This is a genomic window from Paraburkholderia yinzeri (assembly GCF_046581065.1).
In the GTDB taxonomy this organism is placed as follows: domain Bacteria; phylum Pseudomonadota; class Gammaproteobacteria; order Burkholderiales; family Burkholderiaceae; genus Paraburkholderia.
The window spans coordinates 751,742-765,468 of record NZ_JBFOCJ010000001.1 but is presented as its reverse complement, the minus strand read 5'-3'; the positions used below and the strand labels follow the sequence as shown (position 1 = coordinate 765,468).

At 64.4% G+C, this 13,727-nt stretch carries 9 protein-coding genes; 3 read left to right on the top strand and 6 right to left on the bottom strand.

Annotated elements, in window-relative coordinates; genetic code table 11:
* Positions 1-36: 36 nt before the first annotated feature.
* The 4 genes from WJ542_RS03720 to mnmC all read right to left on the bottom strand — a co-directional run bounded on the left by WJ542_RS03720 (position 37) and on the right by mnmC (position 6,690).
* Complete coding sequence (locus tag WJ542_RS03720; RefSeq protein ID WP_411187954.1) at positions 37-675, bottom strand: MarR family winged helix-turn-helix transcriptional regulator; 639 nt, start codon at positions 673-675, stop codon at positions 37-39.
* A 668-nt stretch (positions 676-1,343) separates the two neighbouring features.
* The gene (locus WJ542_RS03715; protein ID WP_411187952.1) at positions 1,344-2,459 is read right to left on the bottom strand and encodes a YbdK family carboxylate-amine ligase; all 1,116 of its coding nucleotides are present in this window, start codon (positions 2,457-2,459) and stop codon (positions 1,344-1,346) included.
* 100 nt (positions 2,460-2,559) lie between these two features.
* On the bottom strand, positions 2,560-3,765 hold the full coding sequence (locus WJ542_RS03710) for a cation:proton antiporter (protein WP_411187950.1): 1,206 nt from the start codon (positions 3,763-3,765) through the stop codon (positions 2,560-2,562).
* Between the two features lie 963 nt (positions 3,766-4,728).
* The gene (gene mnmC, locus WJ542_RS03705) at positions 4,729-6,690 is read right to left on the bottom strand and encodes a bifunctional tRNA (5-methylaminomethyl-2-thiouridine)(34)-methyltransferase MnmC2/FAD-dependent 5-carboxymethylaminomethyl-2-thiouridine(34) oxidoreductase MnmC1 (RefSeq protein ID WP_411187948.1); all 1,962 of its coding nucleotides are present in this window, start codon (positions 6,688-6,690) and stop codon (positions 4,729-4,731) included.
* A gap of 445 nt (positions 6,691-7,135) precedes the next feature.
* Here mnmC and WJ542_RS03700 point away from each other — a divergent pair, with 445 nt between their 5' ends.
* Positions 7,136-7,429, top strand: a complete 294-nt coding sequence (locus WJ542_RS03700; RefSeq protein WP_462880602.1) for an HU family DNA-binding protein — start codon at positions 7,136-7,138, stop codon at positions 7,427-7,429.
* Between the two features lie 63 nt (positions 7,430-7,492).
* Here the strand turns inward: WJ542_RS03700 and zigA are convergent, their stop codons facing one another.
* Positions 7,493-8,755, bottom strand: a complete 1,263-nt coding sequence (zigA, locus tag WJ542_RS03695) for a zinc metallochaperone GTPase ZigA (protein ID WP_411187946.1) — start codon at positions 8,753-8,755, stop codon at positions 7,493-7,495.
* Between the two features lie 124 nt (positions 8,756-8,879).
* On the bottom strand, positions 8,880-9,329 hold the full coding sequence (locus tag WJ542_RS03690) for a lytic transglycosylase domain-containing protein (RefSeq protein WP_411187944.1): 450 nt from the start codon (positions 9,327-9,329) through the stop codon (positions 8,880-8,882).
* A gap of 444 nt (positions 9,330-9,773) precedes the next feature.
* Between WJ542_RS03690 and gspD the strand changes: the two genes are divergently transcribed.
* A complete protein-coding gene (gene gspD, locus WJ542_RS03685; RefSeq protein WP_411187942.1) occupies positions 9,774-12,170 on the top strand; it encodes a type II secretion system secretin GspD in 2,397 nt (798 codons plus the stop codon).
* Positions 12,167-13,690, top strand: a complete 1,524-nt coding sequence (gspE, locus tag WJ542_RS03680) for a type II secretion system ATPase GspE (protein WP_411187940.1) — start codon at positions 12,167-12,169, stop codon at positions 13,688-13,690. Before gspD ends, gspE begins: the two co-directional genes overlap by 4 nt.
* Positions 13,691-13,727 lie beyond the last annotated feature (37 nt).

Genomic DNA, 13,727 nt, shown 5'->3' with positions numbered 1-13,727 from the left:
CAGCCGGCCTGCGCAGTCGACCAGAAACCGCAGGTGTTACGCCGCGAAGATCTTCCAGTTTTTCTTCTGGGTCGTCGCATCGGCTTGTTCGTACACCGAGCAATCGAGCCGCAGATCGGTGTCCGACATGTCGATCCCGAGCAGGCGGCAGTGATGCGGCGCCTTCTTCGGGTTCTTGCTGACCTCGAAATTCGAGCAGGTCAGGCACATCCGGTGCTGCGGAATGGCTTCCTGAACTTCGAGCTGATAGACGGTTTTCAGCAGCGTGCGGTAGAACCCCGCCTGCTCGTCGCCGCGCAGCGTGCCGACGGCCTTGGCCAGGAAGTCCGGCCACTGCGCCGCCTTCTTTGCTGCCGTGCGGCCGCGCGACGTGAGGCGCACCGCGAGGGCGCGACCGTCATCGAGTGCGCGACGCTTTTCGACGAGCCCCTTGGTTTCGAGCGTGCTCACCGCGTCGCTGGTCGTCGCGGCGGTCAGTGCCGTTTCCCGCGCAATTTCGCCGAGGCGCATCGGCCCCTTCCGCTGCATCAGCAGCACGAGAATTTCGCCCTGGGTCGGCGTGAGTCCCGCCCCTTCGGCCCAGTCCCATGCCTGGCTCCGCATCGCCGTGCTGAGTCGCAGCAGGCTATGGGTCACTCGCCCGGCTGCTTGCTCTCCGTATACGCCTTCGCTCATAGTCTTTCGCTGGTGTTATTGGCAGCTTGCGCTGCATCGTCAGCCGCCGCGCAATGCGACGGCCTTGTGGGAACCCTGCGTCCAGTATTCCGGACCGCATACTATCTCAAACCACCCCTGCCTTGCTTCGCCGTGCTCCGGCTGGCTTCGTACAGTCGTTTTTCTCTCGCCGCTGAGGCTTCGGACATCGTTTCTGCCCTGCCCCTCCGCAACAAACCGACATTCTATGCGAGAGTAGCAAATCGTACAGCTAAGTTATCCCGCGCAGTTTGTGGATAACCAGTTGATAAGCGCAGGGATAGTATGTGGGTAAGCTCTTGATAACACCTGCGCGCTGATCAGACCTTCGCAGGTTATCCCGTATTTTTCGCGCAAACGCAACTGGAATCTACACGGTTGTCGCACTGCTTCACGCTCCCGGCATTAGCGTAATCCCTTGAGTTTTCAGGCATTTTCTCGCTTGCCGGCGACACGTCCCCCGCTTTTGTCGATTTCGATTGCATCGAAAACCTAAACATTACGCTAAGCAAAATCCTGGAGGACATCGAAATGAACCGTAACGCCGCGAAAAATAGTGTTGCGGGACTTGGACATCGGATTGTTCAAATGCAAAGGGCAGCCTGCAGGCTGCCCTCCTTCCGCCATTCTTGGCAGGACCAGTTCCCGGTTCAAGCGCGCCAGCGCAGACATTGCTGACGCACGGCCTCGTGCAGCGATTTTTCCTCGGCCACCACGCTGCGCAGCCAGGTGGCGTCGTTGGCCTGGCCGCGGGCGATCGTGCCGATCTCGGTCAACGCCCGGGTCGAAGCCAGTGCCTCGCCGTGCGGCGCGATGCGCTCGAGCGTCGCCAGGATGTCCTCCGAGATCGTGCGCCGCTCGCCCGTCTGCGGATCGACACAGGTGCCGGCAAGCCCGAAGCGGCATGCCTGAAAGCGGTTGAAGGTGTAGACGAGGTAATCGTCTTCGAGCGGCATGATCGGCCGGTCGGTGAGCAAATGGCGGGCGAGGGTCTGGATGTAGCAGGCAATGGCTGCCGCCCGCTCGACTGAAAGCGGCGTGTCCATCACGCGCACCTCGATGGTCCCGAAGCCTGGCTTCGGCCGGATGTCCCAGTAGAAGTCTTTCATGCTGTTGACAACACCGGTGTGCACCATCTTCGAGAAGTATCCCTTGAACGCCTCCCAGCTCAGCACGAACGGTGCGCGTCCGGACAGCGGGAACGCGAACACGGAATTCAGGCGTGCCGAGTGAAATCCGGTATCGACGCCCTGCACGTACGGCGACGACGCCGAAAGCGCGATGAAGTGCGGAATGAAACGCGAGAGCGAGTGCAGCAGGAACAACGCGCTGTCCGCGTCGGGGCAGCCGATGTGAACGTGCTGGCCGAACACGGTGAACTGCTTCGCGAGGTATCCGTAGAGTTCCGAAAGGTATTGAAATCGGGGCGTATCGACGATGCGGCGGTCGCTCCATTGCTGAAAAGCATGCGTGCCCCCGCCGCACAAACCCACGTTGAGCCGGTCGGCCGCGGCAACGAGCGTGTCGCGGATTTTGCGCAGGTCGGTCACGGCCTGTTCGTGCGTCGTGCAGATGCCCGTGGAGAGCTCGATCATGCTTTCGGTGATTTCGGGCGTGATGTTGCCCGGAATCTCCTGATCCTTCACGAGGCGCATCAGGTCGCTGCCGGCCTTCGTCAGATCGTAGTCGTGCGTGTTGACGATCTGCATTTCGAGTTCGATACCGAACGTGAACGGTTTCGAGTCGACAAATGATTCCAGTGACATGGCGTCCCCTAGTGCAGGCGCATCGCCCCGGATGGCAGCGGGCGAGGTGCGCAGTGTTCCACTTGCGGCGGCGCGCGGCGTGGCCGCAGCGCCGCCGGTTTCATTCTTCGCCCCGCTCGCCCACTAGTGCAAGCGCGCGATAGACGAGCCACGGTCCGAGCAGTTGCAGCGCGACGACCGCGCACATCACGATCGCGCGCAGCCGCGGATCGAAGTTCGGATAGAGTTCGTAGGTGTCCTGCATGAGCAGCAAGGCAAGCGCCGACATCGGCGTCAGCGCGACCCCAAGCGCCGCGCCCTGCTTCCATTCGAGGCCGCTCGGCTTGGCGAAAATCAGCACACCGACCAGTTTCCCGACGAACCGCGCGACGATCAGTCCGGCCGCGGCCGCGCCGCCAACGAGAATGTCGTGCCACTCGAAAGTCGTCAGTGTGAGAACGAACAGGATCACGGTGAGCAGCCAGCCGGCCGTGCCGAAATGCTGCGGCCACAATTGCGGCCGCGCTTCGAGGTTCTTCACGATGATGCCGGCTGCGAGCAGGCTCAGAATCGTCGATAGCTTGAACACATGCGCGATGCCGATAGCGAGCAGCACGAGGCCGAACAGCGCGACGAACGAATGCTCGTCCTGCGGGCTGAGCCGCCGGTAGAACAAGGTGCAGGCGCGTGCGAGCAGATACGCGAGGATCAGCGATCCGACCAGCAGATAAAGCGGTTGCAGGATCGTCGCGATCACGTTGCCGTAGATCTCCTGATGCAACCAGCCCGAAGCGAGTTTTTCCACCACCACCGCGTACATGCTGTTGAGCCCGGTGAGCGTGAGAAGCCGCTGCGTGACCTGGCCTTCGGCGCGCAACTCGGTCTTGAGCTGAATGACCATGGCGGGCGACGTGGCCATCGCGATCGACGCGACCACGAGCGTCACCATCAGCGGCACCTTGAGGAACAGCAGCACGATCAGCACGAGCACGAACGTGAACGTCGCTTCCGCGAGGCTCGACAGGATCAGCCAGGGATTGCGGCGGATCCAGCGCAGGTCGAGCCGGCTTCCAAGCTCGAACAGCAACAGGCCGAGCGCAACGTCGAGGAGCGGCCGCGCGGCTCGCGCAACGTCGGCATCGATGACGCCGAAGCCCGCCGAGCCCGCAATGAGACCGATGACGGCATACCCCGAAATGCGCGGCAAACGCCAGGCGCGGTAGCAGAGTTCGCCGCATAGCCCGGCGGCCAGCAATGCGAGGCCCGCCCAGAAAATGCCGTCGAGCTGCAGCGGCCAGGCAGGAAAGAACGAAAACGCCGACTTCATCGTGGTGGCTTCTCCTTGTGCAACGTCTTGCATGGGACCGGAGCGAGGCGCTCGAGCGCCAACTCGGGTCGACACGGAAGACGGTCCGGCTGTCCGACGGTGATCAACAGCAGGTGACCGACTGCAGGCGACCAACTGCGGGTGATCGACAACGGCTCACGCACGGGCCAATACAGGCAAGCCGCGTGCCGCACCGGGGCGCTCAGCCCGGGCTTCCGTCATTCGGCGCGTGGCGCAGCCGGCCAGAATACAAGGCCGAAATTCCACGGACGGTGCGCGCCCCGCCGGGCGGGGTTCAACTGCGCAACTACGGGAAAGCACAGCGCCGGCGTGCCGGAAGTGGCAGACAACCGGTGCGGGCGCGTACGTGTGGATGGCGGCGCCCGCGTTGGATGAACGAACGCCGCCGCTTCTCCTGAGCACTAAGAGTCAGGACAAGCGACATCCGTTCCATGGATGCGTCGGCCGTCAGATACGGCACGCGACGCAGGGAGAACGGCGATTGTGCCATAGCTTTTTTGCAATTGTCCCCACTGGCCGCAGCCGGCTGTCGGAGCGGTAATTACGTCTGACTGATGGCACAGATGGAAATTTTGACCGCTATACGGGGATCTCGAAGCAAACCGTACAAAAGGAATGACGGCCGATAGCGATGGCGTCAGCTTTGAATTTATGGTTTACCGTATGTATACATAGTAGAAGTTAACAAAGGGGCCTCTTTCCTGTGGACAACTGTGGATAGCTCCAAAAGATCAGTGACTTGGCGCTCGCACAACCGGTCGCAAAGCATGTGAGGTGTGGTCTGGGATCGTGGAGCAACTTTTTGGCCATCTGGGCGGAGCCGCGAGTTACCCCGTTTACGTCCACATCGATTCCACACGTGCTTCACCTGCAATCCGCGCGGTTATCCACAACATGGCGTGGATAACCTTGGCGCGGTACGCGATGGCGTATCGAACATGTCTAGAGATTCCGTTGGCGCAACGCGCGTTGCAAGAAGCGCGCGGGATCGAGCTGTTCCGCGAGCTCGCGTTCGAGCGGCCACGGCTCGCCTTCGAGCTGCGAGGCGATCAGTTCGGCGCCCAGCGCCGACCATACGAGGCCGCGGGATCCGTAGGCAAAAGCGCCGTAGAGGCCCGGCACGCGTGGCAGGTCGAGCGGCCACGCGCCGGCGAGACGCTCTGCAGAGCGCCGCGCCTCGGCCTCGTCGCCGAGCTGGCCGATCATCGGCAACCGGTCGCTCGTCACGCAGCGAAATGCGGTGCGCCCGTCCAGCTCGCCGGCGCGACCGGACGCGAGCGCGGCATCGAGCCCGGGCAGCATCCGGGCAACGCGTTCGAGGTTCTCCACGTGTCCCGCCGCGCGTAGCTCGGTCCCTGCGTCGTCGACTTCGTAGGTGGCGCCCGCGAGCGTGACGTCGTTCGCGAGCGGCACCGCGTAGCCGTCGCCGATCACGGGCACGCGCAGCGGCGCGATCGGGCTGGGCGCGACGAGCGTGAGCTGGCCGCGCACGAGGCGTGTCGGGGCGTAATCGAGCGTCGCCGCGCGCGCGGCGTCGTGCGCGTTCGCAAAGATCACGACCTCGGCCTGGGCGATGAGCGCACCGGTTTCGTCGAAGACGTCCCAGCCGTTTGCCGTGCGCTCGACGCGCGCCGCGTTCGTGCCGAAACGCGCGTCGAGCAGCGTGCCCGCCGCCGCGCATTGTGCGCGGCACAACGAAGCCGGATCGATTGCGCCGCCGAGCGGATAGAACCAGCCGTCGTAAGCGAGTTCGATGCCTGCGATTCGCGCGGCTTCCTGACGCGAAACCGCATGAGCGTATTCGTTGGGATAACCGAACGAACCGAGGGCCGCGGCCACGGCGCGCGATTCGTCGTCGGTGGCGAGATGAAGGAGTCCGGAATTCGAGCGCACGGGTCCCTCGCCTGCCGCGTCGAGCGCGGCCCAGCGCTGCAGTGCGTAGAGGAAGCCCGCGCGCGTGATGCGCGACGCGCTGCTGTCGTCGCGCGAGATCAGCGGATGGAAGACGCCTGCGGGATTGCCCGACGCTTCGCGCGCCGGCGCGGCACGGCGTTCGACGAGGGTCACGCGCCAGCCGCGGGCCGCGAGCCGCTCCACGAGCGCACAGCCTGCGAGCCCCGCGCCGATCACGACCGCATGGCGCTCGCGCACCGCGGCCGGCAGCGGCGGTTCATAACGCCGCACGCGCCAGCGTGGTGCGAAGCGGCCCACGAGCATCGCGCGTTTCGACCCGAAGCCCTCGACCTTGCGGTACTCGAAGCCGCTCGCCTCGAGCGCGCGCTTGACCTCGCCGGCGCTGCTCCAGGTCGAGAACGTTGCGTCGTCGCCGGCCACGCGGGCCAGCGCCTTGAAAAGCGCCGGCGACCACAGATCGGGATTCTTCGCCGGTGCGAAGCCGTCGAGATAGAAAGCATCCGCACGTAACCACATTTTGGGAAGCACCTCGGACGCGTCGCCAAAAACGAGCGTCAACGTGACGCGTCCGCCTTCGAATTCGAGCCGATGGGTGCCCGGCACGAGCATCGGCCAGGCGTTGGCGAGTTCGTGCGCGAGCGCCGAAAGAGGTGCGTGAGCAACGATCGCATTGAGCACGGCACGCAGATCGCCGCATGTAAATGGGTGCTTTTCCACCGAAACGAAATGCAACCGCTCGCAACGTGCGGGATCGTTGCGCCATGCCGACCAGGTGGCGAGGAAGTTCACGCCCATGCCGAAGCCTGTTTCCAGCACGGTGAAAATGCGGCGGCCCTGCCAGCGTTCGGGCAAGCCGTTGCCATGCAGAAAGACAGCTTCGGACTGGGCGAATGCCCCGGATGCGCTGTGATAAATGTCGCCGAATGCGGGAGAAAACGGCGTACCGTCCTCGCGAAAAGCGAGTGTGGCGGGAGTCAGGATGGCGGTCATAAGGAACGCGAACGGGCTGGAACGTGCAGTGAAAAACGCGCTGGCGCCAGAGACCAGGGCGCGGCAAAGACCTGGCTCGACTTCTCAAAACCCCCGTCCAGCCTGGTTTTGCGGCATCGGGGCGTTGGCCGGACGCAACGCACGACTGTTAGAAATCGTCAATGCAGCGGCCTTTTCGAGGGATTGCGGCCAAAAAATGCAGGCGTTAGCGCGAATTCGGGAGAATCCCACTGCAAATCTTCGAAACCCTTGTCGTTATTGGGTTTGCGCTGCGCTATCATAGCAAGCGCCGCCCAGGGAAGCGGCAGCACGGCCGTTGCGGTGAGGCGCTACGCTCTGCGCCGCAACGAAAAACGCCGGGGTGCTCCGGAACCGTCGCTGCTCGACGGCGCGGCACGCGTCCGTATAATCGGCGCGTTCGCGCTGTTCGTGTCAACCTAAACTGATAAGGACTTTCTCAATGAATAAACAGGAACTGATCGACGCCGTTGCAGCACAGACGGGCGCAAGCAAGGCGCAAACCGGCGAGACGCTGGACACGCTCCTCGAAGTGGTCAAGAAGGCTGTGGCGAAGGGTGACGCCGTGCAGCTGATCGGCTTCGGCAGCTTCGGTTCGGGCAAGCGTGCAGCGCGTACGGGCCGCAACCCGAAGACGGGCGAAACCATCAAGATTCCGGCAGCCAAGACGGTCAAGTTCACGGCTGGCAAGGCGTTCAAGGACGCCGTCAACAAGCGCTAAGGTACTGCCGCTTTAAGTTGACACCCGCCCCCTGGCGGGTTTTTTTCGTCCGCGTTTTTAGCGTTATTCCGGTCGGTGAACGATTTCGCTCTCGCCGCCTTCGTGATCGTCTTCGAGGTCCCAAGACGGAAACGGATCGGCGAAAGCGCTCCATGCCGGTGCGCCGGCCGCGAATTCGGCATCGGACAAGAGGCAGGCGTCGAGCCTCTCCTGCCACGCTGCGCGATCCAGATCCACGCCGATCATGACGAGTTCCTGGCGCCGGTCGCCGATGCTTGCGTCGTTCGCGTCGCCGTACCAGTCGTGGGCGATTTCCTGTTCGAGCTCCGCGTCCTGCGGCCAGGTTTCGCGCGGCTGCGCCGCCCACCATGTGCCGGCCGGCCCATGCCGGCACGTGCCGCCCGCCTGCGAAAGCGAACCGGCCACGTCGTTGCGCGTCGCGAGCCAGAAAAAGCCTTTGGTGCGCAGCACGCCCTTCCATTCTTCGTGCAGCAGCGCCCACAGGCGCTCGGGATGAAACGGCCGCCGCGCGCGATAGACGAAGTTGCCAATGCCGAATTCGTCGGCTTCGCCGTGGTGGTGATCGTGATCGTTGAGCGACGCGAGCCAGCCGGGAGCACTCGAGGCCGCGTCGAAATCGAAGCGCCCTGTGTTCAGCACCTCGCCGGGCGGCACGGTGCCGAAACGGCTCACGACCTGGATGGCACGCGGATTGATGCGCGCAAGAATGTGCTGCAGGTGCGCGAGTTCGTCGTCGCTCACGAGGTCGGCCTTGTTCACGACGAGCACGTCGCAGAACTCCACCTGTTCGATCAGCAGCTCGACGAGCGTGCGGTCGTCTTCTTCTGTGGCGGCGAGACCGCGTTCGGCAAGTGCGTCGGCGCAGGCGTAATCGCGCAGGAAGTTGAACGCGTCCACCACGGTCACCATCGTGTCGAGGCGTGCGATGTCGGCAAGGGAAGTGCCGTCGTCGTCGACGAAAGTGAAGGTCTCGGCGATCGGCATGGGTTCGGCGATACCCGTGGATTCGATCAGGATCGCGTCGAATCGCTGTTCCTGCGCGAGACGGCGGATCTCGGTGAGCAGATCGTCGCGCAGCGTGCAGCAAATGCAGCCGTTCGACATTTCGACGAGCTTTTCCTCGACGTGCGAAAGCGCCGAGGCATCGCGCACGAGCGCGGCGTCGATATTGACGGCCGCGAGGTCGTTGACGATCACGGCGACGCGCAGGCCGGCGCGATTCGCGAGGATGTGGTTGAGCAGCGTGGTCTTGCCCGCGCCCAGGAACCCGGCGAGCACGGTGACGGGCAGTGGCGGCTGGTTCATCGCAGTGTGGCAATCAGAAGGACGAAAGACGGGCCGCACGAATGCGGCGCTAGAACGCATTGTGCATCATGTGCGCGCCCTGCGCTGATCGGCCCTGTCTTTCAGACCGGGCAGGCGTTGCGGCTTACTTGAGGAAATGCCACTGCCGAAGAATAGCGGCGATCTGCTGCGCGTAGCGGTCGCGCTGCGTCGGCGTTTCCGAATGGTAGGCGCCGACCGCGGCCCACGTGTTGCCGTATTTGTTCATCTGCTGGCGCAGATGCCACGCGGCGATATAGACGTTCTTGCAGGGTTCCATCAGCGTGCTCTGCGAGATGCCGTACTGCGCGAGCGTGGGGAGGTGCACGGAATTGATCTGCATGACGCCGTAATCGGTCGATCCGTTAGCATTCCTGTGTACTGCGTCGGGATGATTATGCGATTCCTGCCATGCGATTGCGCGCAGGATCAGCGGATTGACCTGCTGATAATGGGCGGCCGCATCGAAGCAGTCGGCGCGCGCGAGCGTGCTGACGCCGGCCAGCGCGAGCGCGGCGGCAGCAAGGGCAATCGGGCGGGACCAGGCCTTCTTCATGGCAGGGCAAGCAATATGGGCATCCGGATCGCCCGTATGATACCGGCCGCTTATGACGCGTCAAGCCGCCTGTCCCATCCGGATGAGGCCCGGCAAACACGGTCCCGCCGAAAAGACGGTAAGGAACGGTAAGGATAAACGCGGATCACGCGGCCCAATGGCTTACAAAATGCTTTTAAGTCTGCGAAACGAGTAGAGGAGAGTAGAAGAAATCCACGGACTGCCTAACCTTGTGACAAATTCGACACGAAAAGCTGCTACTGTTGCGTTTTTTTGTAGATCATTGGTGGCCGAGGGGACGAGAGAGGCGGCTGCCCGGATCGGCCGGTGGAGGCAGGCAGGCGCGCAGGCCCGCCACGCGCTCACCGCCGCTCGCTCATTCCGCACGAACAGCCGGTGACGCCCGCCATCGGCTTCGATATGACATCCATGAGAAGAAATCGTATGGCTTTGCGCCGCGTTGCCACGGCGCTACTCGTGAGCGGAATCATCTCGGCGCAGGTCGCGCACGCTCAGGTGACGCTTAATTTCGTCAATGCCGACATCGACCAGGTGGCGAAAGCGATTGGCGCCGCGACCGGCAAAACCATCATTGTCGACCCGCGCGTGAAAGGGCAGCTCAACCTCGTTTCGGAGAACCCCGTTCCCGAGGACCAGGCGCTCAAGACGCTGCAGTCGGCGTTGCGCATGCAGGGCTTCGCGCTCGTGCAGGATCATGGCGTGCTGAAGGTCGTGCCCGAGGCCGACGCCAAGCTGCAGGGCGTGCCCACCTATGTCGGCAACACGCCGGTGGCGCGCGGCGACCAGGTGGTCACGCAGGTGTTCGTACTGAGGAACGAGTCGGCGAACAACCTGCTGCCGGTGCTGCGCCCGCTCATCTCGCCGAACAACACGATTGCGGCCTACCCGTCGAACAACACGCTCGTCGTCACCGACTACGCCGACAACGTGCGCCGCATCGCCGCGATTATCGCGGGTGTGGATACGGCCGCCGGCCAGCAGGTCCAGGTCGTGCCGCTGCACAACGCCAACGCGCTCGACATCGCGCCGCTCATTTCGAAGATGCTCGATCCGGGCGCGATCGGCGCTTCGGATCCCACGCTGAAGGTCTCGGTCGTTCCCGACCCGCGCACCAACTCGCTGATGCTGCGCGCCTCGAACGTGCAGCGCCTCGCCGCCGCGACCCAACTGGCGAAGCAGCTCGACGCGCCCACGAGCATGCCGGGCAACATCCACGTGGTTCGGCTGCGCAACGCCGACGCCGTGGAGCTTGCCAAGACGCTGCGCGGGATGATGGGCAAAGGCGGGAACGACTCGTCGTCCGGCAACAATGCGAACTCGTTCAACCAGAACACGGGCGGCGGCAGCAACGGCAGCAACAGCTCGACCGGCACGTCGGGCACGCCGCCATTGCCGGGCAGCTCGCTCGGCGGCGGCAGTACGTCGTCGAGCAACCCGATGACGGGCGGCGGTTCGGCCAACGGCAACGACGATGCGCCATTCCTCGGCGACAACAAGGACAAGGGCGACGACAACCCGGCGGGCGGCATGATCCAGGCCGACCCGGCCACCAACTCGCTGATCATCACGGCGCCGGACGCGGTGTACCGCAACCTGCGCTCCGTGATCAACCAGCTCGACGCGCGGCGCGCCCAGGTCTATATCGAGGCGCTGATCGTCGAGCTGAACTCGGACACGAACGCCAACCTCGGTATCCAGTGGCAGATCGGCAGCGGCAACGTGCTGGCCGGCACCAATCTTGCCACCGGCGGCGGCAACAGCATCATCAACCTGACGTCGGCAGCACTCGCCGCCGGCGCTACCGGGGGCCTGGCCGGCGCGCTCGCCAACAGCACCCTCCAGCAGGGGTTGAACGTAGGTTGGGTCCACAATCTGTTCGGCGTGCAGGGGCTCGGCGCGTTGCTGCAGGCGCTGTCGCAGACGAGCGACGCCAACGTGCTGTCCACGCCTAACCTCGTCACGCTCGACAACCAGGAAGCGAAGATCGTCGTCGGTACGAACGTGCCGATCCAGACGGGCTCGTATTCGAACCTCACGAGCAGCACGGCGAGCTCGGCGTTCAACACCTACGATCGCGTCGACGTCGGTCTGACGCTGCACATCAAGCCGCAGATCACCGAAGGCGGGATCCTGAAGCTGACGCTGTACACCGAGGACTCGGCGATCGTGACCGGCACGACCAACGTGACGACCAATCCCGCCGGTCCCGATTTCACCAAGCGTTCGATCCAGTCGACCGTGCTGGCCGACAACGGCGAGATCATCGTGCTCGGCGGCCTGATGCAGGACAACTACCAGGTCAGCAACAGCAAGGTGCCGCTGCTTGGCGACATTCCCTGGATCGGCCAGTTGTTCCGCTCGGAAAACAAGACGCGCACGAAGACCAACCTGATGGTGTTCCTGCGTCCGGTGATCATCGGCGACAGCGACACGGCGCGTGCGGTGACGTCGAACCGCTACGACTACATCCAGGGCATGACGGGCGCCTACAAGTCCGATAACAACCTGATCAAGGACAATGACGATCCGGTGGTGCCGCCGATGCCGGTCGGTCCCAACGAAGGCGGATCGGCGCTGAACCTGTTCGATCTCGACAAGATGCGGCGCGAGCAGGCCACGCGAATGTTGCCCGCGGCGCCCGCCGCTGCCAGCGGGGCGAACGGCACGAACAGCACGAACAGCACGAGCGGTGCCGGTACGGCGGGCGGCGCGAGCAGCTACGCCGTGCCCACCAACGGCGCGGCGCCGTCCCAGCCCGCCGTGCCCGTCCAGACGTTGCCCGCGCAACCTTTGCTGACTACGCCGGGAGTGCAACAGTGAGCACGCCGCGAACGCCGGGTAGCGAGTCGCGGGCCACGGCGGGCGCCCCGCATGCGGCGGCGCCGCGCGAGGCGCCCTCGCCGCTCGCGGCGCGACTCCTGCCCTACGGCTTCGCGAAGAGCGGCCAGATTCTCGTTGCGCAGCAGCACGCCGACGGCCTCGAAGTGTGGATCGGCGAGCGCACGAACGGCGCGGCGATCGCCGAGGTCGCGCGCAATTTCGGCGCCGTGCGTTTCGTGCGCATCCCCGCCGACGAACTCGCGCTGGCGATCAACCAGGCGTACGCGCGCCACGACGGCAGCGCCGCGCAAGTGGTGGGCGAGGTGGAAGGCGAAGTCGATCTGTCGCGGCTGATGCAGGACATTCCGGAAGTGGAAGATCTTCTGGAGTCCGAAGACGATGCGCCGATCATCCGCATGATCAATGCGCTTCTCACGCAGGCCGCGCGCGAGCAGGCCTCCGACATTCACATCGAACCGTTCGAGAACGCTTCGGTGGTGCGCTTTCGCGTGGACGGCACGCTGCGCGACGTCGTGCGGCCGAAGAAGGCGCTGCACGGCGCGCTGATCTCGCGGATCAAGATCATGGCGCAGCTCGACATCGCCGAAAAGCGGCTGCCGCAGGACGGCCGCATCACGCTGCGCGTGGGCGGGCGCCCCGTGGACGTGCGCGTCTCGACGCTGCCTACGGGCCACGGCGAGCGCGCCGTGCTGCGTCTGCTGGAAAAGGATGCGCAGCGCCTGAATCTCCAGGCGCTCGGCATGGCCACCGACACGCTCGCGAAGTTCGACCAGCTCATCGCGAAGCCGCACGGCATCGTGCTCGTGACCGGGCCGACCGGTTCGGGCAAGACGACCACGCTCTACGCGTCGATGTCGCGGCTCGAAACGGCCACGACCAACATCATGACCGTGGAAGACCCGATCGAATACGACCTTTCGGGCATCGGCCAGACCCAGGTGAACGAACGTATCGGCATGACGTTCGCGCGTGCGCTGCGCTCGATCCTGCGTCAGGATCCCGACATCATCATGATCGGCGAAATCCGCGATCTGGAGACCGCGCAGATCGCCGTGCAAGCCTCGCTCACGGGCCACCTCGTGCTCGCCACGCTGCACACCAACGACGCGGCTTCGGCCGTCACGCGTCTGACCGATATGGGTGTCGAGCCGTACCTGCTGGCTTCATCGCTGCTCGGCGTGCTGGCGCAGCGCCTCGTGCGCCAGTTGTGTCCGCACTGCAAGGACGAGCGCACCGAAGAAAATGGCGACCGGCGCTGGCATCCGGTGGGCTGCGAGCGCTGCGGCCAGTCGGGCTACGCGGGCCGTCGCGGCGTGTACGAGCTGCTGCTCATCGACGAACCGATCCGCGCCCTGATCCACCGCAATGCCGCGGACGCCGAGGTCTTCCAGGCTGGCCGTGAGCAGGGCATGCGCACGCTGCGCGAGGACGGCGATCGCTGGCTCGAGGCGGGCACGACTTCGCTCGAAGAAGTGCTGCGCGTTACGGGCGGCGCATGATGGGCCGTCCGATGGCTTGTCACTAAGCAAGGGCGTT